Source organism: Luteibacter sp. UNC138MFCol5.1 (assembly GCF_900110505.1).
In the GTDB taxonomy this organism is placed as follows: Bacteria; Pseudomonadota; Gammaproteobacteria; order Xanthomonadales; family Rhodanobacteraceae; genus Luteibacter.
In genome coordinates this window covers 63,950-89,886 of sequence record NZ_FODZ01000007.1, presented here as the reverse complement: position 1 = coordinate 89,886, position 25,937 = coordinate 63,950, and the positions used below count along the sequence as shown (strand labels likewise).

The 25,937-nt window shown below is 67.8% G+C and carries 23 protein-coding genes; 9 read left to right on the top strand and 14 right to left on the bottom strand.

Translation table 11 applies throughout. From position 1 onward, the window contains the following. Positions 1-125: 125 nt before the first annotated feature. The 4 genes from BMY69_RS19440 to BMY69_RS17345 all read right to left on the bottom strand — a co-directional run bounded on the left by BMY69_RS19440 (position 126) and on the right by BMY69_RS17345 (position 4,661). Positions 126-779, bottom strand: a complete 654-nt coding sequence (locus tag BMY69_RS19440) for a hypothetical protein (protein WP_143070509.1) — start codon at positions 777-779, stop codon at positions 126-128. A 9-nt stretch (positions 780-788) separates the two neighbouring features. Continuing rightward, entirely contained in the window at positions 789-1,670 is an 882-nt protein-coding gene (gene ligD / locus BMY69_RS17355; RefSeq protein ID WP_090180664.1) for a non-homologous end-joining DNA ligase, read from the bottom strand. A 3-nt stretch (positions 1,671-1,673) separates the two neighbouring features. After that, positions 1,674-2,609, bottom strand: coding sequence for a non-homologous end joining protein Ku (locus tag BMY69_RS17350; protein WP_090180661.1), 936 nt, complete (start codon positions 2,607-2,609; stop codon positions 1,674-1,676). Between the two features lie 147 nt (positions 2,610-2,756). After that, a complete protein-coding gene (locus BMY69_RS17345) occupies positions 2,757-4,661 on the bottom strand; it encodes a CocE/NonD family hydrolase (protein ID WP_090180658.1) in 1,905 nt (634 codons plus the stop codon). A 220-nt stretch (positions 4,662-4,881) separates the two neighbouring features. Between BMY69_RS17345 and BMY69_RS17335 the strand changes: the two genes are divergently transcribed. Beyond that, positions 4,882-8,334 carry an autotransporter family protein gene (locus tag BMY69_RS17335; RefSeq protein ID WP_177191210.1) on the top strand — a complete coding sequence of 1,151 codons (3,453 nt, stop codon included), beginning with the start codon at positions 4,882-4,884 and terminating at the stop codon, positions 8,332-8,334. Positions 8,335-8,365: 31 nt separating this feature from the next. Here the strand turns inward: BMY69_RS17335 and BMY69_RS17330 are convergent, their stop codons facing one another. From BMY69_RS17330 to BMY69_RS17305, 6 genes are all read right to left on the bottom strand, one after another. Further along, on the bottom strand, positions 8,366-9,244 hold the full coding sequence (locus BMY69_RS17330) for an EamA family transporter (RefSeq protein WP_090180648.1): 879 nt from the start codon (positions 9,242-9,244) through the stop codon (positions 8,366-8,368). 314 nt (positions 9,245-9,558) lie between these two features. Further along, positions 9,559-10,080, bottom strand: coding sequence for a hypothetical protein (locus BMY69_RS17325; RefSeq protein ID WP_090180645.1), 522 nt, complete (start codon positions 10,078-10,080; stop codon positions 9,559-9,561). Between the two features lie 60 nt (positions 10,081-10,140). After that, positions 10,141-10,908, bottom strand: a complete 768-nt coding sequence (locus BMY69_RS17320; protein ID WP_218143219.1) for a YdcF family protein — start codon at positions 10,906-10,908, stop codon at positions 10,141-10,143. A gap of 53 nt (positions 10,909-10,961) precedes the next feature. Further along, positions 10,962-11,339 (bottom strand): response regulator transcription factor, encoded by a 378-nt coding sequence (locus BMY69_RS17315; protein WP_090180639.1) that lies wholly within the window; start codon positions 11,337-11,339, stop codon positions 10,962-10,964. Positions 11,340-11,447: 108 nt separating this feature from the next. Continuing rightward, on the bottom strand, positions 11,448-12,086 hold the full coding sequence (locus tag BMY69_RS17310; RefSeq protein WP_090055276.1) for a response regulator transcription factor: 639 nt from the start codon (positions 12,084-12,086) through the stop codon (positions 11,448-11,450). Beyond that, a complete protein-coding gene (locus BMY69_RS17305; RefSeq protein ID WP_143070507.1) occupies positions 12,083-14,107 on the bottom strand; it encodes a PAS domain-containing sensor histidine kinase in 2,025 nt (674 codons plus the stop codon). Before BMY69_RS17305 ends, BMY69_RS17310 begins: the two co-directional genes overlap by 4 nt. Before the next feature lie 178 nt (positions 14,108-14,285). On the opposite strand from BMY69_RS17305, the gene BMY69_RS17300 reads away from it, so the two are divergent. Next, positions 14,286-14,885, top strand: coding sequence for a helix-turn-helix domain-containing protein (locus BMY69_RS17300; protein WP_090180634.1), 600 nt, complete (start codon positions 14,286-14,288; stop codon positions 14,883-14,885). 4 nt (positions 14,886-14,889) lie between these two features. On the opposite strand, the gene wrbA is transcribed toward BMY69_RS17300, so the two are convergent. After that, positions 14,890-15,489 carry an NAD(P)H:quinone oxidoreductase gene (wrbA, locus tag BMY69_RS17295; RefSeq protein ID WP_090180631.1) on the bottom strand — a complete coding sequence of 200 codons (600 nt, stop codon included), beginning with the start codon at positions 15,487-15,489 and terminating at the stop codon, positions 14,890-14,892. Between the two features lie 105 nt (positions 15,490-15,594). Here wrbA and BMY69_RS17290 point away from each other — a divergent pair, with 105 nt between their 5' ends. The 5 genes from BMY69_RS17290 to BMY69_RS17270 all read left to right on the top strand — a co-directional run bounded on the left by BMY69_RS17290 (position 15,595) and on the right by BMY69_RS17270 (position 18,425). Further along, positions 15,595-15,867, top strand: coding sequence for a hypothetical protein (locus BMY69_RS17290; protein WP_090180628.1), 273 nt, complete (start codon positions 15,595-15,597; stop codon positions 15,865-15,867). 41 nt (positions 15,868-15,908) lie between these two features. Then, a complete protein-coding gene (locus BMY69_RS17285) occupies positions 15,909-16,826 on the top strand; it encodes a hypothetical protein (RefSeq protein WP_090180624.1) in 918 nt (305 codons plus the stop codon). A 109-nt stretch (positions 16,827-16,935) separates the two neighbouring features. Then, on the top strand, positions 16,936-17,118 hold the full coding sequence (locus BMY69_RS17280) for a hypothetical protein (RefSeq protein WP_090180621.1): 183 nt from the start codon (positions 16,936-16,938) through the stop codon (positions 17,116-17,118). Between the two features lie 106 nt (positions 17,119-17,224). After that, positions 17,225-17,986 (top strand): helix-turn-helix domain-containing protein, encoded by a 762-nt coding sequence (locus BMY69_RS19780; protein ID WP_090180618.1) that lies wholly within the window; start codon positions 17,225-17,227, stop codon positions 17,984-17,986. Position 17,987: 1 nt separating this feature from the next. Beyond that, positions 17,988-18,425, top strand: coding sequence for a MarR family winged helix-turn-helix transcriptional regulator (locus BMY69_RS17270; protein WP_090180616.1), 438 nt, complete (start codon positions 17,988-17,990; stop codon positions 18,423-18,425). Here BMY69_RS17270 and rhtC read toward each other — a convergent pair. After that, positions 18,422-19,051: a threonine export protein RhtC gene (gene rhtC, locus BMY69_RS17265; protein WP_090055291.1), complete on the bottom strand. Its 630-nt coding sequence runs from the start codon at positions 19,049-19,051 to the stop codon at positions 18,422-18,424. The two genes, BMY69_RS17270 and rhtC, sit on opposite strands and share 4 nt — an antisense overlap. A 152-nt stretch (positions 19,052-19,203) precedes the next feature. On the opposite strand from rhtC, the gene BMY69_RS17260 reads away from it, so the two are divergent. Next, complete coding sequence (locus BMY69_RS17260; protein WP_090055292.1) at positions 19,204-20,508, top strand: NupC/NupG family nucleoside CNT transporter; 1,305 nt, start codon at positions 19,204-19,206, stop codon at positions 20,506-20,508. Positions 20,509-20,512: 4 nt separating this feature from the next. Continuing rightward, complete coding sequence (locus BMY69_RS17255) at positions 20,513-21,367, top strand: PfkB family carbohydrate kinase (RefSeq protein ID WP_090180613.1); 855 nt, start codon at positions 20,513-20,515, stop codon at positions 21,365-21,367. Between the two features lie 372 nt (positions 21,368-21,739). On the opposite strand, the gene BMY69_RS17250 is transcribed toward BMY69_RS17255, so the two are convergent. Further along, entirely contained in the window at positions 21,740-24,373 is a 2,634-nt protein-coding gene (locus BMY69_RS17250) for a M1 family metallopeptidase (protein ID WP_090180610.1), read from the bottom strand. A gap of 124 nt (positions 24,374-24,497) precedes the next feature. Further along, positions 24,498-25,736 carry a tetratricopeptide repeat protein gene (locus BMY69_RS17245; RefSeq protein ID WP_177191209.1) on the bottom strand — a complete coding sequence of 413 codons (1,239 nt, stop codon included), beginning with the start codon at positions 25,734-25,736 and terminating at the stop codon, positions 24,498-24,500. Positions 25,737-25,937: the final 201 nt, after the last annotated feature.

The following is a 25,937-nucleotide window of genomic DNA, read 5'->3' as shown; positions in this document are numbered from 1 at the left end:
GCGACAGCCCTCATCGACGGGCGCAACAGGTCCTGTTACGCCCTGCGAAAGGCTGTCGCGCACAAGGTGCGCTCCTACTTCAGTTCGATGCGAGTCCTTTGCGGGGCTGGAAACCCGCTTTCTGCTCAGGACTTCCTGAACGGACAGAGTGTGGCCGCTTCCTTCGGCGTCTCCGGATGCTCGTTCGGCGCCGTCACGTGGCAGTACGCGACCGTCTTCGCACCCGCTGTGACCATCGCCCATGAGGTTGCGTTCGTCGGCGCAAATTTCTCCGTCGACACGAGGGAAATGCGCACTTCGGATTGCCCGACCCGATACCTGTCGTAGTAGTCGCAGTACACCGTACCGTTATCGATCGTGGCCGCCAGGAACGACAACTTATAGCGATCTCCGAGCTTGCCTGTCGGGTTCGATCCCTCCCATTTTCCGGCGGCGTTTTCCGCGCCGTACGCGATGACAGTGATCCCAGGAAGATCTGGATCCGAAGCTTCTTTCTCTGTGATCGCTCCGGCGTCCGGGCAGAACAGATCGGCTGGGGATGCAGGCGCGGACAATCCGAATGCGGCTCCGACGACGAACAAAGATCTGACGCAGCTTCCATAGCGCATGGCATCCTCCCTGGTGTGCCGGCGGCGAACCGGCTTGCGCGTGGTGCCCAGCGTACCGTCGTTCGGCTGGTTCGCAAGGCGGGCGGGTGCCGTTCGAATCGAGCAGTTACAGGCCATCGTGTCGTGCCTGGCCGGAAGCGCGCGGCGAAATACAGAGCCCGGCTCGCTCATGCTGGGCGCTCAGCGCGCTTTCGGCAACACCTGCTTCAGCGTGCCGATTCCCTCCCATGGATCCGCTTCCAGCGTCTTCGCGCGCTTCAGCGCTTTCTTCAGGTCGAACGCGCCGCCCGTCTTCAGTCGCGCGATCTCCTCCCAGCGCAGCGGCATCGCCACGGGCGCGCCGGGGCGCGCGCGTAGCGACCACCCCGTCACGCTCGTCGCACCTCGCGTGTTGCGCAGCCAGTCGATGAAGATCATGCCCTCGCGCTTCGCCTTGCTCGCCTCCGCGATGTAGCGCGTGGGCGACTCCGCCACGAGGTCGTCCGCCAGCGTCTCGCAGAACGCTTTCACCGCCGCCCACGACGGTCCGCGCCGGAAGGGCGCGACGACGTGCAGCCCCTTGCCGCCCGAGCTGCGCACGAAACTCTCCAGCCCCGCGGCGGACAGCCGCTCGCGAATCTCGCGCGCACCGGCGACCACCGCCTTCCAGGCCACGCCCTGCGCCGGATCGAGGTCGAAGATCAGGCGATCCGGCTTATCGGGATCGTCGACGCGCGCGCCCCAGGGATGGAACTCGAGCGTGTTCATCTGCACCAGCTCGAGTACGCCCCGCACGTCGTCGACGTAGATGTACTGTGCCGATTCGCCATCCTTCTCGTCGAGCGTGACGGCCTTGACGTCCGGCCCGAGCGAGTCCGCATGGTGCTTCTGGAAAAAGCACTGCCCGGTCGAACCCTGCGGACAGCGCACCACCGAGAGTGGCCTGTCGCGCAGCTCCGGAAGCATCCATGCGGCGACCGCCTCGTAATAGGCGGCGACGTCGCCCTTGGTCGGGCCGCCGTCGCCGAACACCTCCCTTTCGGGATGCGTGATGGTGACGCCGCCGACGACGAGGCCCGTCACGACTCAGCCCGCCCGGCGCTTCGCGGGCGCCTTGCGTGACGCGGTCTTCTTCGCGGGCGCCTTCTTGGCGGCGGTCTTTTTCGTCGCGGTCTTCTTCGTCGCCGTTTTCTTCGCGGGGGCGGACTTCGCCGCCGGTGTGCGCGTCTTCGCGCCGAGGCTCTTCTTCAGCAGCGCCATGAAGTCGACGACGTTGGTCGTCGCGTTCTCCGGCGTCCGCTCGTCTTCCTCCACCGTGGTGGTGACGCCTTTGCTCTTGAGCCGCTTCTCGATCGCGGCGCGAAGCTTCGCGCGGAATTCGTCATGGTAGCTCTCGGGCTTCCACTTGCCCGACATCGATTCGATCAGTTCCGTCGCCATCTCCATCTCGCGCGACGTGATGCGGTAGTCGGACGCCGCCTTGTCGGGCAACTCGTAATCGGAGGCGTCGACCACCTCGGACTGGTAACGCAGGATGTTCAGCAGCAGCGCGTTGCCCTGCGGCATCACGGCCGCGAGGTATTCCTTCGTGCGGATCACCACGCGCGCGATGCCGACCTTTCCGGTCTTCTTCAGCGTCTCGCGCAGCAGCACGTAGCCCTTCTCCGCCTTCTTCGACGGAAGCAGTACATACGGCTTCTCGAAGTACTGCGGCGAGATGTCCGCCCCATCGACGAAGCTGTCGATCTCGACGGTCTCGTGCGCGTCGCTCGCGGCGTTCTTGATGTCCTCTTCCTCGAGCACCACGTAGCTGCCCTTCTGGTACTCGAACGCCTTGACGATGTCCTTCCAGGGCACCTCTTCCCCCGTCTCCGCGTTGACGCGCTCGTAGCGCACGGGCGTGTTGCTCCGCTGGTCGAGCATGCGGAAATGGATGTCGTTGCGGCGCTCGCCGGACATCAGGCGAATGGGGACGTTGAGCAGACCGAACGACAGCGTTCCGGTCCAGATCGGGCGAGCCATGGGGTGATCCTCGACGCGGGGTGTGTCGCGAGGATAGGGGCGGCGGCGTGGAGAGCTTGTGTGGGAGCGGCCTTGGCCGCGATGGGTGCTGGCGGCAAGCACCCATCGCGGCCAAGGCCGCTCCCACAGGAGCAAACGCAGTGCCCGCTACTTCGCTTCCACCACCGGCAGTTCGATGCTGCTGGCCGTGCCCGGCGCGTGCCACACCTGCTGCGTCGCCTTCCGGTAGTCCTCGGGCTTCGCGAAGAAGATGTTCGGCACGTAGGTCTGCGGGTTGCGGTCGTACAGCGGGAACCACGACGACTGCACCTGCACCATCACCCGATGGCCGGGCTCGAAGGTATGGTTCACGGTGGGCAGGCCGAAACGGTACTGCAGCGGGGTATTCGGCGTCAGGGCCTTCGGCGCCGAGAAACTCTCGCGATAGCGGCCGCGGAAGATGTCCATCGAGATCGCGAGTTCGTAGCCACCCATCGTCGGTTCCGAAGCATCCGAAGGCGGATAGACGTCGATCAGCTTCACCACCCAGTCGCTGTCCGTGCCGCTCGTCGAGGCGTACAGGTTCACCTGCGGCGCGCCCGCCAGCTTCAGCGGCGCCGTGAGCGGCTCGGAGACGTAGGTAAGGACGTCCGGACGGCCGTCGACGAAGCGCTGGTCCTGCACCAGCCAGGTCGTCCACGACTGGCGGTCGCCGAAGTGCACCGGGCGGGGCACATACGGCACCGGCTTCGCCGGGTCCGAGACGTACTCGTCGAATCGGGCGGCCCCCTCGACGGGGGCCTCAAACGACAACTTTCCGTTGGCGCCGAGGTACAGCGGACGGCTTCCCTTGGCCTGCGGCCAAGACTTGTAGCGGTCCCAGTGATTGCCGCCGGTGTCGTAGATCAGCACGGGCGGCGTGTTCGCCTTCGGCGCGCCGTCCACCAGGTATTGATTGAAGAACGGCAGAAGCACGTCGCGGCGGAACTGCAGGGCGGTGTCGCCATCGAAGTTCAGGGCACCGAGCGAGGCCGCTCCATAATTCACCTGGCTGTGGCGCCACGGGCCCATGACCAGGTAGTTCTTGTCGTTACCCTTGTCCTTCGGTTCCACCGCCGCGTAGCTGTGGATGGCGCCCCACATGTCTTCCTGGTCCCACAGGCCCTGCAGCCACATCGTGGGCACCTTCAGGGGATGCTTCGCCATCTCGCGGTCGAGCGCCTGCTCCTCCCAGTACGCGTCGTAAGCCGGGTGCTCGCTCAGCTTGCGCCAGTACGGCAGCTGGTCGAGGCCCGCGGCCCGGGCATAGTCGCCCGCGGAGCCGGCCTGCAGGAAGTTCGCGTAGTCGTCGTAACCTGCGCGCGGAATGGCCGCCCCCTTGCCTCGCTTGGCGTTCTGGCCGGCGATGTAATCGAAGTTGGTCTGGCGGAAGGCGCCGTAATGGAACCAGTCGTCGCCCATCCAGCCGTCGACCATCGGGCTCTCCGGTGCGGCGACCTTGAGGGCCGGATGCGGGTCGATCAGCGCCATGACGACGGTGAAACCCTCGTACGAGGAGCCGATCATGCCGACCTTGCCGTTGGATTCGGGCAGGTTCTTCGTCAGCCAGTCGATCGTGTCCCACGCGTCGGTGGAGTGATCCGTTGCCGTGTCGTTGAGCGGCCCGCGCAGCGGCCGGGTCATGACGTAGTCGCCCTCGGAACCGTACTTGCCGCGCACGTCCTGGAACACGCGGATGTAGCCGGCGTCGACGAACACCTCGTCGCCCTGGGGCAGGAGGTCGCGCATCGTGGGGGAGTCGCTGCGGGCCGCGCGGCCATCCGCGTTGTACGGCGTGCGCGTCAGCAGGATCGGCGCGTGCTTCGCGTTCTTCGGAATGACGATCACCGTATGCAGTTTCACCCCGTCGCGCATGGGGATCTCGACCACGCGCTTGACGTAGTCGTTGGCGGTGGTCGGGGCGTCGAACTTCGCGGGGATGTCGGGCGTCATCGGTGCCGTCTGGGCAACGGCGACGGCGGAGCCGATGGCCAGGGACAGCGCGAGCAGGGGCAACAGCGGACGGTGCGGCATGGAGATTCCTGTGGCAGTGGGACGAAGGAACCACCCTAGCGTGCCGCATCCCCGCCGGAAGGGCCATGGCCCCTGCCATCCGGCGCACGCGCTTTCGGACGGCCAAAAAAAACACCGCTGCCGGGGCAGCGGTGTTCTTCGCATGCGGCGGCCGCCGGGAGGCGGCCGTCGAACGACTTACTGACCCGAAGCGGCGGTCGAAGCCGGAGCCGGAGCAGCCGTGCCGGCAGCGGCCGGAGCGGTCGTGGCCGGAGCCGGGGTCGCGTCGGCCGGAGCGGCGGCGGTGGCGGCCGGCGCAGCCGTGTCGGTCGCGGCGGCGGTCGAAGCGGCGGCCGGCGCCGGGGCGGCGTCTTCCGACTTGTTGCAGCCCGACAGCAGGGCGGCAGCGACGAAAGCCAGGGCAGTGATCGAAACAATCTTCATGGTAGGGCTCCTCATTGTTATGTATTGGGCAAGCGCAGCGGAGCATAGCGCCGAAACGACGCAGCTTCCACGACAATCGGCGCACTTGCCGACAGAAAGAACACGCACCCCCTCTGAAAGACCCCTCCGTGGACGGGCCATTCCCCAAGGCTGCGACGTGCAGGGTGGAACATCGGTGTCCGACGGCGCAGCGCAGACAGCGTTCGCAGACATTTTCAGAATAATCGCGTTCCCCTCTCCGAAGCCAGTCCCTACCCTGTCAGCCGGAAGTTGCAGTCGGGCACCCCGCCCCCTGCCGCCAGCCATGGAGCGACTGTCTTTGAATACCCCCACCCCCCTTCCCCGCCGTTTCCTCGCCGCCTGCATGGCGGCTTTTTTTGCACCCGCCGGCGTCGCCGGCGACGACACCGCGGCCCTGCCGCCCTTCATCGTCGACGCAGGCGACGATCTCCTCATCGATCCCGGCGACTACGCGACGTCCGGCGATTCCGAGTCCGTCCTCATCATCCGGGGCGGCGGCACGGCCTCGGCGGACGATGTCCGCTTCACCACGTCCGGCAAGGACGCCTATGCCATCAACGTCACCGGCGCCGATAGCTACCTCTCGCTGTCGAACGCCAGGCTGACCACCGACGGCGTCGGCGCCTACGCGGTGAAGCTCGCCAACACCGGAAGCAACCGGCCCTCGCTCTTCGATCATGTCGACATCGTGACCCGGGAAGGCGGCGCCACGGGCGCGCGGCTCTCCGATGCCATCGCGGGATTCGCGAAAGGGAGCATCGTCACCGCCGGCTATGCCGCACACGGCATCGACGCCACGGACGGAGCCACCGCGACGATCGACGGCACGGCGATCGCCACGTCCGGAGGTAACGCATCGGGCATGGTCGGCAGCGGCGACGGCACGGGTCTGCGCGCCAATGCCGCCACCATCATGACCAAGGGCGACGAAAGCCACGGTATCTACGTCGAAAGTGGCGCTCAGGCCGTCGCCATCGATACGACCATCGGCACCGAAGGAGCGGACGCCCACGCCATCAATGTCAATTCCAGCGCGGGCCTCGTCACCGTCGAGGGCAGCCACCTCTCCACCCTCGGCGAGCGGGCCTCCGCGGTCGGCATCTACGATGGCTCCGGGCCTGTCCGGCTCGCCCAGACGACCATCGCGACCTCCGGCAAGTCGGCGCCCGGTATCGACAACCGGGGCGCCTTCGCCGAAGTCGACCGGGTCACGATCAAGACCACCGGAACCTCGTCGTACGGCATGCTTGCCAAGGGCGCCGCAGCGCCCGGCATGTCTCCGATGTTCCAGGCGACCGCCGTCTACATCACCACCGCTGGCTCGTTTGCCCACGGTGCCCGGGCGGAAACGGGTGGCCGCATCGTTCTCGCGGGCTCGTCCATCGAGACGACGGGCGCCAACGGGCATGGCCTGTACAGCGCGGCCGGCGAGGTCAGCGTCTCCGACACGCGCGTGCATGTGACTGGCAAAGACGCCTACGGCGCGCTCGTCCTCACCGGCGGCAAGCTCACTATCAAGGGCGGCAGCATCGCAAGCGGACAGTTCGCGGCGCTCGGCCTGCTCGACCCGAGCCTCGTCCGCATCGGCGGCGATGCCGTATTGAAGGGCGGCAATGGTGCCTTCGTCGACATCGATCCCACGTCGACCAAGCCGTTCACCATCGTGCTCGACGATACCGCACAGGCCTTCGGGGACATCCGCTTCTCCGACGACCCGCGGCCACCCTCCGATGAGACGAAGGCGTCCGTCGCCATCCGCCACGGCGCGGTCTGGTCCGGCGCGACCGCCATCGTCCGTAACGTCGATGTCGAAAACGGCGGCACCTGGCGCGTCACCGGGGACAGCGTGATCGGCGCGCTCCGCAACGACAACGGCGTGGTGGCGTTCGCATCGCCCGGCGCGGGCAGCGTTTCCACGCTGACCATCACCGGCAACTACGAAGGACGCAACGGCCTGATCCATCTGCGCACGTGGCTCGGCGACGACACTTCCGCATCGGATCTCGTCCACGTCCAGGGCAACGCATCGGGAACGACGCGCCTCGCGATCGCGCCCCTCGGCGGTAACGGCGCTTACAACGCCGAAGGGATCCCCGTCGTGCGCGTCGATGGGGCATCCGATGGCACCTTCACCCTCGCCGGCCGCGTCGTTGGCGGCGCGAACGAATACTTCCTGCACAAGGGCTCGGTGAGCCAGCCGGATGACGGTAACTGGTACCTGCGTTCCGCCGTCCCGGAGCAGGTCGTCGACCCCGAAGAAGGCGATGACGACGACCCGATCGCGCCGCCGGTCGTGCCGCCCAGTGTCCCCCTTCTCCGCCCCGAGACGGGCACCTATCGAGCGAACCAGACCGCGGTGCTCGAGATGTTCCAGGCAGGCCCCGGCGCGGGCGAAGACGATGAGCCCGATGTGTCACGTGGCGCGGCATGGGCGCGCTTCGAGCGCAACCACACCACCTTCGATTTCCGCGATCAGATCACCACGACCACGGCGTCGAACGAACTGACGCTCGGCGCCGACGTATGGCGCGGCGGCGAGTCCACTCAGGCGTACGTCGGCGTCATGGGAGCTGTCGGTCAGGCGAACACCAGCGGTACCTCGCTCGTGACCGGCTACACCGCCAAGGGCCGTGTGCGCGGCGCCGCCGGCGGCATCTACGGAGGACTGCGCACCGAGGCCGGCAGCTACATTCGCGGCTGGACACGGTTCGCGCGCTTCAACGAACGGGTCGAAGGCAGCGGGCTTCCGGTTGAGAACTACGACAGCAACACCGTAAGTGGCAGCATCGAAGGCGGTCACCGGTGGCGCGCGACCCTGACGAAGGACACCGACGCGTACATCGAGCCACAGGCGCAGATCGTCGCGACACGCCTCAACGGCGGTGTCCATACCGAAGCCAATGGGGCGCGCGTGAGTCCGAGACACGCCAGCGGCGTCACCGGCCGCATCGGATTGCGCAGCGCCGCTCGCTGGCAAACGCCCGGCGGACATGTGGCCTCGCCGTACCTCACAGCGAACTGGCTGCGTCGACTGGGCCGCCTCGACGCGACGCAGCTTGGTGGCGAAACGTTCACCGGCGGCGTCCCGCGCAACGCGTACGCGCTGAAGCTCGGCGTCACGTTCCTCCGCCACAGCGGCTGGCGCTTCTGGGGCGATGTCGAAACACGTTTCGGCGCGCGGAACTATCGCCGTGTCGCTGGCACCTTCGGTATCCGTCGCACCTGGTAGCCGTACCGGCTCTCTACATGCGAGCCGCGTTTCAACCGGCAAGTTCGACCGACGGCGCGGATGACCTCCGCGCCGTCACCGTGCTGCCGATCGATGCCAGCACGATGAAACCGATGGCCAGCCACTGGTAAGCGGTAAGGCGCTCGCCCAGGAGCAGCATGGCGAGGAACGAGGCCACGGCCGGTTCCAGGCTGACCATGATCCCGAAGGTTTCGCTCGGCAACCGCTTCAGGGCCATCATTTCCAGCGACATGGGGATCGCGCTGGACACGATGGCGACGCCGAGGCCGACGGCGAGGATGGCGGGATCGAGCAGGCTCGCCCCGGCGTGCGCGACCCCATAGGGCACGACGATCAGGCTCGCGGCGACGAGGCCAAGCGATACGGAGTGGCCGGCGTGGAGATGGCCGGCCTGCTTGCCGAAGATGATGTAGAGCGCCCAGCAGAACGCGGCGCCGAGGGCGAACGCGACACCGGTCGGATCCAGCGTGCTGCCGTGGCCCAGCGGGAGAAGCATCGCGAGGCCGACGATGGCGGACGCGAGCCAGACGAAATCGACGGGACGGCGTGACGACCACATGGCCACGGCGAGCGGGCCGCTGAATTCGATCGCCACGGCGATGCCGAACGGAATCGTCCGCAACGCGAGATAGAACATCAGGTTCATCGCGCCGAGCGTGAGGCCGTAGCGAATCACGGACGCGGCATCGCGGCGCGTCAATGGCCAGCGCCATGGCCGCCAAAAAGCCAGAAGAACGAGCGCGGAAAACCCGACGCGAAGGGCCGACGTGCCTTCCGCACCAATCAGGGGGAACAGCTTCTTCGCGAACGAAGTGCCGATACACAACGATGTGACGGAACCGAGGACGGCGAGCGCGGGGAGCCAAGGGGTGGCGCGGGAGGGGGTCATGGAGGCGACTTTACACACCTCGCCGACCCTGTAGGAGCGGCCCTGGCCGCGACATGGTTTGGGGCCGGAAGCTACAGGGCCTGTTGCGCTTTCGCGAGAAGTTGTCGCGGCCAGGTCCGCTCCCACGATTCAGGAGCGGGCCGGGTCCGCTCTACCAACCTTTCGCGGGGTAGGGCCTGTTGCGCTTTCGCGACAAGCTGTCGCGGCCAGGTCCGCTCCAACAGCCCAAGGTGCCGGTCGGGGCCTGTTGCGCTTTCGCGAGAAGCTGTCGCGGCCAGGTCCGCTCCAACTCAGGAGCGGACCGGTGGGGGTGCTTACTGCGCGCCGCCCTGGGCGTCTTCGTTCATCAGCGCGTTGATCTGCGCCTTGTGCGCTTCGTAGAACGCGACGTTCTGCTTGTTGACCTTCGACTGGTCGACATAGGCGGCCATCTGCGGATTGTTCTTCGCTTCAGACGCGATAGCCGCATTGGTGACCGCGAGGTTCGCGAGCAGGAACTCACGCGGCGTGAAGCCGTTCTTCTGGATCAGCGGCGCGATGCGCGGATCCGAATCGGTCACCTGCTTGGCGAGATCGTCGAGCGAATGGATCTTCGAGAAGTCGGTCTTGGCATCCTTCGGGCGGATGCCCTGGGCCTTGGCTTCCTGCGACACCTTCACGATGCGGTTGAACACGTCTTCGGTCAGGTTGTAGTTCTGGATCGCCTGCTTGTCCGACGCCGGGATCTGGCTGGCGGGATTCGCGGCCGGAGCGGGCGCGGCCTGCTGCGCGAACGCGGCGACCGGCATGACGGAAGCGGCGGCCAGCAGGGCGGCGAGGATGGTGCGTGACTTCACGGGCGACTCCTTGATTGAAAGGTCCGTGCTGGACGGTTGAACAGCATAAAACGCCAATTGTTAGCGAGGTGTCTGCGTGGTTGCGTTATCTTCAGGAATCTTCGGCGCGTTCCAGCCCATGGCGTTGTAGAAGTGGTAGCGCCACACGCCGACGTATTCGTGGATCGCGAAGTCCGCGAACGAGAGGTTTTCCGAGCTCGGCAGCCAGTCGTAACGCGCGTTGACATAATCGGCCCGCACCGGCTCGCCACGGATGCCGAAGTGCGCGAAGTAAAGCAGCGCGCGCTTCAGGTGCACGCCCGACGAAACGATCACCACCTTGTCCGCGCCATACGCCATCAACAGCGGCTTGCTGTTCTGCGCGTTCTGGAACGTGTTCATGCTGTTGGCCTCGAGGATCAGATCCTCGCGCGGCAGCCCCAGGCGGTCGAGCGTGATGGCGTAGACGTCGGCTTCCGCCTGCTTGAGCTTCATCGCATCGCCGCCGCTGACCTCCACCTTACACTCCGCGCCCGTCGCCTTGCAGGCCCGGTAGAGTTCCGCCGCGCGCAGGATGCGCCCGTTGGCGTAGAGGCTGGGCTCCACCGCGCCGGCCCCGCTGCGCACCGTGCCCGCGCCAAGCAGGATGATCGCGTTCTTCCGACCCCACTGCGCGACGTCGGGTGCGAAACCGGATTGAAGATGACCGAGGAGCATCCCCGTGAGCGGTCCGCAACCGGCGAACAGCAGCCACGCCAGCGCGAGCAGCGAGAGGACCATGCCTCCCCGGATGCGGCGCCGCGCGACAAGGACGAGGCCGATGACGATGAGGATCAGGAAGAGGGTCAGGGTCATGGGGCCGGAGCGTAGCAAACCCCGGTGACAAAAGGCCGGCGCTCGCGCTAGTGCGGCGACTCCCCGAGCGCCCTTTGCAGGCAATCGACCAGCTGGTCGCCACTGAAGGGTTTGCCGAGGTAGCAAAAGGCGCCCGCGGCGAGGATGTTCGCGCGCGTGCTTTCGTCGAGGAACCCCGTGACGAACACGACCGGATAGGTGCGACCGCGCTCCACCAGGCGGTTGTACAGGACGAAGCCGTCCATGCCGGGCATGTGGACGTCGGTCACCAGGCAATCGACACCTTCGTCGTCGCCATGGCTGAGGAACTCCTCGGCCGAAGCAAAACTCCGTACCTTGTGTCCCAGCGAGCGCACCAGACTGACGGTGGCCGTCCGCACGGCTTCGTCGTCGTCCACGATCGCCACGATCCTGTTAGCGGCCAACCTGAATTCCTCGCCGGGTATGTGCCCGACCTGCCGTCGATACAGTGCGCCCCCGGATGGGGGATGGGAATCATACGGAGGTTTGCGTTGCGCGCGGGGCCGCTGGTATCAAGGGTTCGCGGCGAGCGCTTCCGCCTGTTTCACCAGTTCCGCGAGGGATTTCGCGCCCATTTTGCGCATGACGTTGCCACGGTGGATCTTCACCGTGATCTCGGAAAGCCCCAGCAGGCCGCCCACTTGCTTGTTCATGAGACCGGCCGTGACGTGGGTCATGACCTCCCGCTCGCGCGGCGTGAGAGAGGCATAGGCGCTGCGCAGCGTTGCGAGCGCATCGGCCCCGCGACGATCCGCCGCATCGCGCTCGATCGCGCTGGTGACGGCGTCGAGCATGTCCTGGTCGCGAAACGGCTTTGCCAGGAAATCGAGCGCGCCGGCCTTCATCGCGCGCACCGACATCGGAATGTCGCCATGGCCGGTCATGAAGATCACTGGCAGACGGTTTTCCATGGCGGCGAGCTGGGCCTGGAAATCGAGGCCACTCACGCCGGGCAGGCGCACGTCGAGCACGAGGCAACCGGGCGCGTCGGCGTTCTCGCGCGCGAGAAAATCGGCCGTGCTTCCGAACGCCGCGACGGTGAGACCCACGGAACGGAACAGGGAGGCGAGCGCTTCGCGCACGGAGGCATCGTCGTCGACGATGCAGACGATGGGTGTGCGAGCGGCGTTGGCGACGGGTACGCCAGTCATGCGCGGGCCTCCTCCGCCTCCGTCAGCGGTAACGTGAAATGAAAGGTCGCCCCGCCACCGGGACGATTGGTCGCCCACAGGCGACCGCCGTGGGATTCTACCGTGGAACGACAGATCGCGAGCCCCATGCCCATGCCGTCGCCGCGCGTGGTGACGAACGCATCGAACAGGTGCGGGGCGATGTGCTCGGGGATGCCGGTGCCGCTGTCTTCCACTTCCACCAGCAGGCCGTCGACGGCGTCGGCGCGGGCGCGCACCGTCAGGAGGCGCTTGCCGGCGACCTCCGACATCGCCCGGATGGCGTTGGCCATCAGGTTGACCACCACCTGTTGAAGCTGCACGCGGTCGCCGTGGGGAAGCGGCGCGTCGCGGGCGATGTCGACGCGCAGGGCGATGCGATGCAGCGCGATGTCACCATCGAGCAGCTGCGCGCATTCTTCCACCAGCGCGGCGAGATCGAAGCGGACGTGCTGGCGCGGCTCCTTGCTCGCGAGACTGCGCACGCGGTGCACCACCTCGCTTGCGCGCCGCGCATCGCGCACCACGCGATCGATGGCCTCGCAGGCCTCGCCGATGTCCGGTTGCGGGCGGCGCAGCCAGCGCAGGCTGGCCTCGCCATGCGTGACGATGGCCGCCAGCGGCTGGTTCACCTCGTGTGCGATGGAGGCGCTCATTTCACCCAGCGCCGTGACGCGCGCCGCCTGCGCCAGCTCGGCCTGCATGGCGATCAGCGCGCGCTCGGTGCGCTTGCGGTCGGTGATGTCGACGACGCTGACCAGCACGCGGTCGTAGCGGGTCGGCCCCAGCGGCATGTTCAGCGCGAAGAGCACCGTGAGCCGCTCCCCGCGCAGGTTGATCAGATGGGTTTCGCCCTCGGCGACGCCGCCGCCCTCGAGGATCTTCAGCAGCACGCCCGCGAACGTGCGCTCGGACGCCGGCAGGATGCGATCGAGCGGACCGATCAGGTCCTCGCGTCGACGGGCGCCGAGCATGCGCACGGTGGCCGCGTTGACGTCGGTCACGTAGGTCAGGGCGCAGGCCTCCGCCACGAACTCGGGGTGCGCCTCGATGTACTGGGTCATGTCGGTGACGCCCTGCGCACGCAGTTCGTCCACGCGATCCATCACGCGCGAGTAGTCCTCTTCCCAGAAGGAGAAGCGGGCGGTCTCGAACATACTGCGGTAACGGCGCTCGCTCTCGGCGAGGGCCGCCGCGGCCGCGCGCCGTTCCGTGACGTCGGTACCCGCTTCGAGGATCATGCGCGGCTTGCCGAGTTCGTCGCGCAACAGGGCGCAGCGCGCTTCCACGATCACGATGCGGCCGTCGCGATGGCGCTGGAACACCTCGCCTTCCCAGCGTCCGGCCCCGAACAGGGCGGCGTCGGCCTCCACCCGGTCGCCGGGGAACGCCGTGCCGAGCAGGTCGCTCGCGCGCCGACCCAGGGCCTCCTGCGCGGTCCAGCCATAGAGCTGTTCCGCACCGCCGTTCCAGAGCACGATCACGTCGTCCATGTCGCGGACGAAGATCGAATCGTGGGTGAGCTCGATCAGGCGGGCCTGGCCGGCGATGGTGATCAGGCGCTCGCGGTTGCGCAGGGAGAGCCAGCCCGTGCTGCCGATGGCCCCGAGGCTGACGGCGCAGCGCAGCATCGGGGCGTCGAGGGCCGGCATGCCGTGGACGCGCACGTACGCGATCGTGGTGAGCAGGAGGCAACCGATGGTCGCGCCCAGAATGGCGCGGCGGCTGCCGCTGGCCGCGACGAGCAGCACGACGACCACGTAGACGACCGCCACGGCGCTCTGCAGGGGCGTGAAGGTGTCCACGAGAAAGACGGCCAGCGCGAGCAGGCCGCTGGCGCCCATCAGCAGGCCGGACGCCAGCCGCCGTGGGCGGGTGGCGGGGACGTACGCCTGGCTCTGCATGTGCCGGAATCGCGACATCGTCATGTGGGTCCGGTCGATGGGTGTCTTGTACGGAATCGGCACGAAGTGTTCCGGTTTCGCGTAGCGAGAGTCTTGCACGCCGGTGATGGTTTTTGACCGTTACGGCTGGTCGCTACAAGAAATATACAAACCCTCCATTAATCCTTTGGTATGGCCTGCCCTCATCCTATGTAGAATTCAGCCCACCCCCTCTTCGCGAATAGTCTGCCGACATGGGCAAACCCGCCCATGAGCCACCCTCCGTGGAGCAGACGCGATGCGATACGAAACGAATGCTTATGCCGGAACGGGGAGCGCCCGCGCCTCCGATGCCATGCACGGCATGGCCTCCTTCCCCCTTCCCACCGTCGACGATGAATCCAGCGTCACGCGCCTGCTCGAGCAGGCCCTGACCGCGGCCGAATCCGACCTCGCCACGACCCGTGCCTGCGTCGCCCGTGCGGCCGCGCTGCTGGAACGTGAGCCGGCCGCCTCCCCCGCCCTCACGCCCGCCGCCGCCCCCCGCCGCCGGGTCGGCGCGGGCCTGGCGCCCTGGCAGGCGCGCCGCGTCGCGGCCCACGTGGACGAGAACCTCGGTTTCTCGATCACGATCGACCAGCTGGCGTCCATCGCCGGCCTGTCCAGCAGTTACTTCTGCCGTGCCTTCAAGGACTCCTTCGGCGATCCCCCGCATGCGTACATCATGCGTCGTCGCGTGGAGCGCGCGCAGACCCTGATGCTGCAGACCCGCGAACCGCTGAGCCAGATCGCCCTGGCCTGCGGCCTCTCCGACCAGGCGCACCTGTGCAACCTGTTCCGCCGCCTGGTGGGGCAGAGCCCCAGCCACTGGCGGCGGTCGCGCTGGCAGGAAGCCTGACGGATCAGCCGAAGAGCTTCGCGGCCACTTCGGCGATGTGCTTGCCCTGGAACCTGGCGCCGGCGAGTTCGTTCTCGCTGGGCTGCCTGGACCCGTCGGTACCGGCAAGGGTGGTCGCGCCGTAAGGCGTTCCGCCCGTGATCTCATCCATCTTCGTAAGGCCCGTGAAGCTGTACGGCAGACCGACCGGGATCATGCCCAGATGCAACAGGTTCGTGATGATCGAGAACAGGGTGGTCTCCTGGCCGCCGTGCTGGGTCGCCGTCGAACTGAAAGCGCCACCGAGTTTTCCGTTGAGCGCGCCACGCTGCCACAACGGGCCCGCCTGGTCGAAGAACGCCGCCATCTGCGACGTCATGCGACCGAAGCGGGTACCGGTTCCGACGATGATCGCGTCGTAGTTTTCGAGTTCCTCGACGCGGGCGACGGGCGCGGACTGGTCGGTCTTGAAATGGGCATTGCGCACGACCTCGTCGGGCGCGGTCTCCGGGACACGCTTCACATCGACGGTGGCACCGGCATTGCGCGCACCATCGGCGACGGCATGGGCCATGGTCTCGATGTGGCCGTACGACGAGTAATACAGAACGAGGACTTTGGCCATGGGACGGTCACTCCGTATCGGAAAGGGTAGGGACAGGAAAGTTAGGCACGTTTGTCGTCTAGAGCACGTGTGGGCGATCCACCGCCGCCACTCGAGGTTAGTTGCATGTCATACGCCCGGATTGTCGATATTCGTTCCCCGATCGAGAGGACCCCGCGCAAGTCGCACGCCTGGCACGTGTTGCGCGAAGCCGCGCGCGTCGAGCCCGACGAGGCCGCGCGCATCGCCTGGTACCGCGACGATCCGATCGCGACGCTCGGCATGCGCACCGCCGAGGCGCTGGTGGCGCTGGGTCGTTACGAGGAAGTGCTCGCGTTCCTGCGCGGCGTGAAGCTCGACATGGGCCTGGAACCGGCGCGGGGTTTCGGCTCGTTCTGATCGCGCTACAGTGGGCGCCAACAGGGATGCCGGATGCCCACGTGTCGATCGAAGAAGCTTTCACCGCCGGGCACGACGAACGCATCACCGCCGAGCGCGCCTATGAGCTCCACTGGGCCGACCTGCTCGACCGCGATGCGCGATTCACGTGCGTCGGCAGCGGATGTTCCGCGCCGCTGATCTGCGCCTGCCTGGACAAGCCCGAGCAGAACCTGCGCATCCGTCCCTACTTTCGTTCGTACCGGCTCGAAGATCACGCCGACACCTGCGAAGTCGCGCACGGTCGCGGCGAATCGAAAGCGGAAAAGCGACCCGACGTGTTCGAAGCCGAACGCCCCGCGGATCATTTCCGCGCGCCGGCAGCGACGCCGCGGGCCGACGCGGTCGCCTCACCGGCGCGGCGCGCGGTTCCGTCGGCCGGCACGGTATCGAGGCCGCGCGCGAGCCACTACTACCGCCTCTCCTCGCTCGTACAGAAGTTCCTCGAACATCGCCGCGACAACGACCTGGACGAGGCCACCGTCGAGATCGGCGGCGAGACGCAGACCTACGAAGCCCTCTTCCGAAACGTCTACCGGCAGAAGGTCGCCGACCTGCTCGGCACGCGTGCCGTGTGGTGGGGCACCGCCTCGCTTCGGGCGACGAAGGAAGGCGGCTATTACCTGCGTTTCTCGCGTCCTTTCCGCCACGACGATGCGGAGCTGCGTCCCACCATCACCCTCACGGCGAAGGAGATCGACGCGTATCCGGTGCGCCGTCTCCTGCGTGCGCGTCTCGACAAGCTGATCGCCGAGTCGGACGGCTATTGCGTGGTGTTCGTCTGGGCGAGGCCCTGGATGCCGAAGGATGCCGAAAAACCCTTCGTGCGTTTCTACGTGAACAACCTCGACCACATCGACGTGCGCGGGCCCGAGATCCTCGAAGAACTCAGGAATACCTCGCGCGTGGCGTCCCCATGACGACGGTGGCGGCCTGCCTTGGGGTGGGAGCGCGTTCACGCGCGAACGTCCTCGCGGCGAGCACCATTCGCGCGTGAACGCGCTCCCACCCTGACGTAGCCACACTGCCATGCCCGGAAAACCCCGCAAACGCCTCCGCCTCCCGTTCGTCCGCCATCCCCGCGACGCGTCGCACGATTACGACGACGCCAGTTATGACGGTGGTGTTTCAGGCGGCCCGTACCTGCGGCACGTCGTCGTGATCGTGGTGGTCGTCGCCGTGATCGCGGCCATCCTGAGGTGGGCGTTTTAGGCACCGCGGTGTTGTCGGAGGACGGTCTACCTCTTATGGGGGTGGATGCCGATACTTGCATGCGCAATCCTTGTCCCGCCCTCCGATACCCGAAAAGGATCGGCCCATGTACCGCGCCGAATCGTCCTGCCCAAGTACATACCGCCGCACCCTTTCCACGGTGATCGTCGACCTCGCGCAGCGCTCCGCCGCCGTCGACCGTGACGACCGCCAGGGCGGGCTGCGGCTGGTCGACGACCTGCGCGGCCGCTCCCAGCTCACCGAGATCGCGCTCGACGACGCGGCCGACGACCTGCTTCTGGTCTATCGCACCGCCTGCGCGTCGGATGGCGTCGGCGGCGGGGCGATCCTCTTCCACGGTCAGGCGGAAGGCTCGATGGACAGCGACCATCCCCCGGCCGTGCGCACGCTCGCCCAGGTGCTGTTCGACAGCCTGCGTGCCGAGGCCCCGAACGCCCCGCTGCTCGCCCACGTGGCGCTCGCGCTGAGGGCGATCCTCAGCCTGCCGACCGGGCCCGAGGAGACCGGCGCCCCGCGCGGCGGCCTGGCGACCTGGCAGGAGCGACGCGCGGTCGCCTACATGGACGAGCGGCTCGACCAGTCGTTCCCGGTGTCGGACGTGGCGGACGCGTGCGGCCTGTCCGTCAATCACTTTTCCCGCGCGTTCCGCCGCAGCCTGGGCAAGCCGCCGCACCGCTGGCTTCTCGACCGCCGCATCGAACGCGCCCGCCAGCTCCTGCGCGACACCACGCTGTCGCTGGCGGACATCGCCCTGGCCTGCGGTTTCGCGGAACAGAGCCACTTCACCCGGGTTTTCACGCGCACCGTCGGCATGCCGCCCGGTGCCTGGCGCAGGGCGGCCGACTGAGATGGGATCGGAAGACACGACGACGGCCCTCGGTCTGGGCCGGGACCTGATGCTGGCCGGCTCCCGGCTGCGCGACACCGTGGGCAAACGCGCCCAGCGCGAGTTCGGGCTCACCGCCCTGCAGAGCGACATGCTCCTGCTGCTCGCCCTCCGCGGCAGCATGATCTCCACCGAGCTGGCGGTCGCATGCGGCGTCAACGCCAGCACGGTAACGCACGCGGTGGATGCCGGCATCGAGCGCGGCCTGATGCGCCGCGAGCGCAACGAGTCCGACCGGCGCCTGGTGGACATCGCCCTGACGCCGGCCGGCAAGCGCATGGCCGAACGCGTCCGCGCCCTCGTCGCCGATCTCGCCCGCGCGGCGCTCGAGGGCGTCGATCAGCCGGCCGTGCTGGCGGCCAGTCTCGCGCAGGTCACCCGGAACCTCGACAAGGGTTAAGCGGCGCGGCGCCCGAAGACGAGGTGCAGCCCGAACAGCACGAAGATCGCGCCGGCACCGCCGTCGATCCAGCGGCTGGCCCGCACGTAGCCCCGGCGCATGGCGGGCAGCGCGAAGATCCCCGCCACGATGGCGAACCAGAGGAAGGTCTCGACGGTGACCATCGCCCAGAGGCCCCAGCGCGCCGCGGCGCCCATGCCGTCGCCCACGAACGCCGAGAAGATGGACGCGAAGTAGATCGCGGCCTTGGGGTTGGCGAGGTTGGTGGCCAGCCCGCGCATCAGCGCGCGTCCCGGACTGGACCCGCGAACGTCGACCACGGGCGCGGCCGCGTCGGCCTTCGCCTTCCACGACGCCCGGAGCATCTGGAAGCCCATCCAGCACAGGTACGCGCCGCCGGCGATGGCGATGCCCCGCTCCAGCCAGGCCAGCCGGTGCAGCAGGATCTGCAGACCCAGGAGCGCCAGCGCCGCCCACACGGCGACGCCGAGGGCGATCCCGATCACGCCGGCGAGCGCCTCGCGCCGCGACCGGCTGGCGGCCAGCTGGGATACGAAGAAGAAATCGGGGCCCGGGGTGACCAGGGCCACGATCTGCACGAGGGCGATGGTGAGGAAGAGGTTCATCGGTCCTTATCCTACCGTCCCGCCGGGGCGACGGAGAGGGGCCGTGCCGCCTCGTACACATCCGAACTTGCCCCATAAGGCCACCTCCCGTAACCTCGCGTTTTTTAAAGCGGTCACGGGGCTACCCCCGGCCTCCCAAGGGGTACGTCACGATGCTGGGTTTGCTGGGCCATGTTCTGTTTGGCCTGTTCGGTCTGGCGGTGCTTGTCGGCATCGCGTTCTGCTTCTCCAACAACAAGCGCGTGGTCGACTGGAAGCTCGTCGCCACCGGCGTGCTGTTGCAGATCGCCTTCGCCGCCATCGTGCTGAAGGTGCCGCTGGGTCGCGACGTGTTCGACGCGATCGCCACCGGCTTCGTGCGCCTGCTCGATTACGTGGACGTCGGTTCGCGCTTCATCTTCGGCAGCCTGCTCGACAGCGAGAAGTTCGGCGTGATCTTCGCGGTGAAGGTGCTGCCGACCATCGTCTTCTTCGCCGCCCTCACCGGCGTGCTGTACCACCTCGGCGTGATGCAGCAGATCGTCAAGGGCATGGCCTGGGTCATCACCAAGGTGATGCGCGTCTCCGGCGCGGAAACCACCAGCGTCTGCGCGAGCGTGTTCATCGGCCAGACCGAAGCGCCGCTGACCATCAAGCCGTACATCGAGCGCATGACGCAGGCCGAGCTCATGACCGTCATGATCGGCGGCATGGCGCACATCGCCGGTTCCGTCATGGCGGCGTACGTGGCGATGCTGGGCGGCGACGATCCCGCGCAGCGCATGTTCTACGCGAAGCACCTGCTCACCGCGAGCGTGATGGCCGCGCCGGCCACGATGGTGCTGGCCAAGATCCTCGTCCCCGAGACGCAGGAGCCGCTGACGCGCGGCACGGTCAAGATCGAGGTCGAGAAGACCACCGCCAACGTCATCGACGCGGCGGCCACCGGCGCGGGCGACGGCCTCAAGCTCGCCATGAACGTCGGCGCCATGCTGCTGGCCTTCATCGCGCTGATCGCCCTGATCAACGGCCCGGTGCAGTGGGCCGGCACGATCGGTGGCGAGCACAGCATCAACGCGTGGCTCACCGCCAGCGCCGGCCATCCGGTCGCGCTCAGCCTCGAAACGATCTTCGGCTGGGTGCTCGCGCCCGTCGCGTGGCTCATCGGCGTGCCGTGGCAGGACGCCACGCTGGTCGGCAGCTTCATCGGCCAGAAGGTGGTCATCAACGAGTTCGTCGCCTACGCCGACCTCGCGCGCCACCTGCCCGACCTGCTGCCGGAAAGCCGCCTGATCGCCACGTACGCGCTCTGCGGTTTCGCCAACTTCTCCTCCATCGCCATCCAGATCGGCGGCATCGGCGGCCTCGCCCCGAACCGTCGTGGCGACCTCGCCCGCCTCGGCCTGCGCGCCGTGCTGGGCGGCTCGATCGCGACGTTCATGACGGCGACCATCGCCGGCGTGCTCGAACGCTTCTGACCGGATGACCGCGGCGCGCCTGCTGGTCGTCGGTGGCTACAGCGAGGAAGAGCGCTGGCAGACGCCACGCCTTCCCCGCGCGGGCGAGCCGGCGTACGCCAGCGCGTTCGAACGGCGTCCTGGCGGTAAGGCCTTTCATCAGGCGGTCGCCGCGGCGCACGCCGGCGTGGCCACCGGCCTCATCGCCGCCATCGGCGACGACACCATCGATCCCTCCGGCCTGCCGCTCAACGTCGTGGCCCGCTGGCAGGTGGTGTCCGGCGTGCGCACCGGCCGTACCGCGCTGGTCGTCGATCCGAAGGGCCAGGTCATGTCCGTGCTGTCGTCCGGCGCGAACGACCGGCTCGATGCCGGCTTCATCGCCGCGCAGTCCGATCTCTTCGAGGGAGCGAAGGTGCTGCTCGTCTCGACCGAGGCGAACATCGACGCCGTCGCCGCCACGCTCGAAATGGCCGGCGAGAAGCGCATCCTTCGTGTGCTGGATCCGGGCCCGCTGCCGCCTGGCCTTTCGGTCCGCGAGTTCGCCAGCACCGACGTGCTGTTGCTCGACGTCTACGAGTTCGCTCGCGTGTGCGGGCGTTTCCTGTCGATCGACATCACGGCGCAGGCGGTGACGAGCATGGACGATACGACGATCAACGCGCTCGCCCGTCGCTTGTGCGCGGGGACGGTCGTGGTGTCGCTGGACAAGAGCTGCCTGGTCTCGCACGGTGCCGACCGGCACGGCGACGAGTCGGAGCTCTACCGTGTGCCGACCTGCGGATCGGGCGACGTGTTCAAGGGCACGCTGGCCGCGCGACTGGTCGATGTGCCGTGCTTCCGCGAAGCGCTCGTCGCGGCGTGCGCCGCGGCCGGCTGACGTAGCGCGACCGGGCCGCGCTGCGCGCGGGATCGCCGATGCGATCGGCTCCCACCCTTCGGTAGATAGCTTGTCGCGAGGGTGCCCGCTGCGCGGGATCGCCGATACGATCGGCTCCCACCCTTCGGTAGATAGCTTGTCGCGAGGGTGCCCGCTGCGCGGGATCGCCGATGCGATCGGCTCCCACCCCTTCGGTCGATAGCTTGTCGCGAGGGTGCCCGCTGCGCGGGATCGCCGATGCGATCGGCTCCCACACTCCGCAAGATGGCTACCGGAGGGTGGGAGCCGATCGTATCGGCGATCCGCGCGTAGCGCGGCCAGATACACGAAAGCCGCCGGCCTCGCGACCGGCGGCTTCGTTTCAGGCACCCGTCAACCGTTCTTCTTCAGCCACGCATCCACGGCCGGCAGGCGGTCCTTGCGGACCATCGCGCGGTAGCGGATGTTGGCGATGCTCGTCTCCGCGTCGCGACGCGAGGTCGGTGCGATGTACTTGTCGGCGAACGCCTTGATCTTGTCGATCGTCGACAGCTGCAGCGAACCGCCGGCCAGCATCGGGTAGTAGCGCGCGGCCGAGGTCGAATCCACGAACTGGTCGACCTTGTCCTTGTGCGCCACGGCGAAGTCGAACGCGAGCTCGGGGTGGGCACGCGCCGCGGCGGAGATCATCGCCGCGCTGTTCGTCGCGCCCGGCTCGTCGGTCAGCGCCAGTTCCAGCGCACGCTTCGCCAGTGCCTCGTCCGACGGCGTGGCCAGCAAGGCGTACAGACGATCCTTCACCAGCGGCGTCTTCTCGGCCTTCGCCGCCGCGTGCAGCTTGTCCCACGTCGCGCCATCCGCATGCGCGGCGACGACGGCGAGGATCGACTTGCGCAGCTCCGGCGACATCGTGTCGCTCGCATAGCGACGACGTGCCTCGGCGATCACGTTCGCATCGCCCAGGTGCGACAGCGTGCCGATCAGGTGCGCACGCAGGATCGCCACCGGCGCTTCCTCACCCGGCTTCGCTTCCCAGCCCAGCTGCGCGAACTTCGGCGCGAGACGCGAGATCGCGTACTTGCGCAGCGCGGCCTGACGCGCCGCATCGCCCTCGTAATAATCGTCCAGCGTGGAGAAGTCGCTGGCGATGCCGTCCCACAGCAGCGGTGTGGCGTCCAGCGGCGCGGCCTTGATCAGGTCCAGCACGTCCGACGCCGGCTGCAGGCCGCCCATGCCCAGCGCCCAGACGTCGGCCGTGACGCCGAGCTGGTCGATGGGATCGAGCTTCGCGAATGCGCCCTGCAGCGCCTTGATCTGCGCCGGTGCGTAGAGCGTGCGGTAGTAACCCGTCTGCCCCGCGTTGACGAGCACGGGGGCGCAGCCGGCCACCGTGAGCGAACCGGCGCCGTTCTCCAGCAGGGTCGACGACGTGGCGCCACCGACCGTCTTCGCGATCACCGGCACGTGCCACGACAGCGGCTTCTTGTCCGGGCGGTCGCGGGTGAACTCACCCTGCGAGAGCTTCAGCGTCGTGGAACCGTTCGCGCACGACACGGACTCGACGCGCACCAGCGGGATGCCCGGCTGCAGCGTGAAGTCGTGGGCGACGGTGCTCACCGGCATGCCGGCGGCGGCGTCGATCGCCTTCCACAGATCGTCCGAGACGGTGTTCGAATACGCGTGCGCCTTGATGTACGCCTGCACGCCCTTCTGCCACTTGTCGGCTCCGACATAGGCCTCGAGCATGCGGATCACCGACTCGCCCTTCGAGTAGGTGATGGAGTCGAATGCCTGGCTGGCCTGCTCCACCGTCGCCACGTGCTGCACGACCGGATGCGTGGTCGCCACGGCGTCGCGCGACATCGCGCCCTCGCGCGTGAACACGGCTTCGAGGTTGGTGTGCCATTCCGGATGCAGGCGCTCGGTGGTGCGCGAGGCGAGCCACGACGCGAAGCCTTCGTTGAGCCAGAGGTCGTCCCACCAGCGCATGGTCACGAGGTCGCCGAACCACTGGTGCGCCATTTCGTGCGCCGCGGTGTTGAACACTTCCTGCTTGTCGGACTGCGTGGAAATCGTGGGATCCAGCAGCAGCGCGTACTCGAAGGTGTAGATCGCGCCCCAGTTCTCCATCGCCGAGAAGAACTGGCTCTGGCCCGGCGAGGCGATGTTGTCGAGCTTCGGCAGCGGGTACGGCACGCCGAAGTACGCGTTGTACTCCTGCAGCACGGCCTTGCCGGTGTCGAGCGTGAACTGCGCCTGCGACGTCAGGCCCTTCTGCGTGATGACGCCGATCTCCACGCCATCGCTCTTCGTCGTGGCGCGATCGAACTCGCCGAGCCCGAAGAACAGCAGGTACGTCGACATCTTCGGCGACGGCTGGAAAGTGACCTTCGCCAGCCCGTTGCCGATGTCCTTCTTCGACGCCACCGGCATGTTGCTCACGGCCATCTGGCTGGCGGGCACCGTGGCGGAAAGCGTGAACGTGGCCTTGTACGCCGGCTCGTCCCACGAAGGGATGAAGCGGCGCGCGTCGGAGTTCTCGAACTGCGTGTACAGGGCGCGCTTCTTGCCGTCGGCCTTGGTGTCGTAGTCGATGGCGAACAGGCCGTTGGCCTGCGTGCCGATCTTGCCCGTGTAATCCATCGTCAGCACGTAGCTGCCGGCGGGGATCGCGTGGTCGAAGATGAACGTCGCGGTCTGCGCGTCGGCGTCGACGGCGACCTTCGGCGCGGCGAACGACGCCTTGCCCTTCGCGGCGGCGAGCGAGACGTTGGCGAACGTCATGTTCATCGCGTTGAGCGTGATCGACGGCGTCGGCTGCAGCACGTCGATCGCGATGGACACCTTGCCGTCGAACGCGAGCTTGTCCGCATGCGGCACCACGGCCACGTCGTAATGCGTCGGCCGCACGGTACGCGGAAGCTGGGTAGTGGCGAGCTCGGCCGTGTCGTTCGCGGGTGCGGCGACGGTGGCGAGGGAGAAGCCGGCGAGCGCGAAAGCGATCGCGCTGACGAGGGATTTACGCATGCGGGTTGCCCTATGTACGGACCCCGGCGGACATCCGCCCGGCGGTCATCCGCCGATGGTCGTCCTCGTGCCGCGCGCGGGAAAGCGCCGGAAGTCACGGGCGCAGGTTATTGCGACCCCCGCTTCACCAGAACCGCCACCACGACCGCTTCTCCAGTTTGCGCAGCGCCTTCAGGTGGCCGCGCGCCGCCGCCTTGCGGTACCAGGCCCGGGCGATCGAGGGATTGCGCGGCACGCCGTCCCCGCGCTCGTGGAGGAGGCCGAGGTCGAACTGGGCGTCGGCATGGCCGGCGCCCGCCGCGCTGCGCAGCAGCCGCACCACCTCGTCGATCCGGCGGGGCACGCCACGGCCGGCGTCGATCATCGTGGCCAGCGCGTACTGGGCGGCGACGTGATGGCGCTCGGCGGCGAGCGCCAGCCAGCGCACGGCTTCGCGATCGTTCCGTGCCACGCCGTCGCCGGAGGCGAGCCGCTGGCCGAGGAGGAACTGCGCGGAAGCGTCCTGTGGGCCGATCTGTGCGATGCGTTCCGGCGTCGCGTCGGTCTCGACGGGGAGCGCTTCGAGCTCGGCGAGCATACGACGCGCTTCGCTGTCGCCCTGCTCCGCCGCGCGCGCGAACCAGTGACGGGCCTGCTCGCGATCCTCGGGCTGCGCGCTGGCTTCGAGATAGAGCTTGGCGAGCGCGAACTGCGCCGTGCCGTTGCCCATCTCCGCCGCGCGCCGGTAGTGATGCGCCCCCATGGTGGTGTCGCGTGGCACCCCGATGCCGTCGCAATACATGTGCGCGACGCTGCACAGCGCGTCGGCATAGCCACGTGCTCCGGGGTCGCCGCGCTCGATCGCCTTCGTGTAGAACGCGAAGGCGAGTTCGGCGTCGCGCGGAACGCCACGTCCGAAGTAATGCGATACACCAAGGTTCACGCAGGCCTGCACGTGCCCCTGGTCGGCCGCCAGACCCCACCAGCGCAGGGCCTCCTGGCGATCCGCGACGACGCCGTGGCCACGCGCATGCAGCATGCCGAGCGCGCACTGCGCTTCGGCGGAGCCCGTGTCGGCGGCGCGGCGATACCACCCCGCGGCTTCGAAGGGATCGCGCGGAACGCCGAGCCCTTCCGCGAAGTGCGCGGCGAGGCGGCACTGGCTTTCGACGTGTCCTTGCTCCGCCGCACGGCGGAACCATTGCGTGGCGCGCGCGTAGTCCTGCTCGACGTGATCGCCCGCGGCGTACATCTGCGCGAGGCGGTACTGAGCGTCCGCATCGCCGAGCTGGGCTTCTTTTTCCACCCGCCCGAAACGCTGCAACGCGTCCATCTCGGCCACGAAACGCCGATCGACGAGTGCCCCCGATTTCCCTTCCGACATCCCGTTCCCCTGAAAACGCCTGTCGTCACGGCGCGGATAGTAATCGGGAAGCCGTTTGAAAGATATCGGGTTTTTGGGAGGGGGCGGTATATCGTCCGGCCGGTCCGTAGGAGCGCGCCCTGCGCGCGACATGTTTTGAGGCCGTGAGCCGCAGGGCCTGGTGCTCTCCGCGAGAAGCTGTCGCGCGCAGGGCGCGCTCCT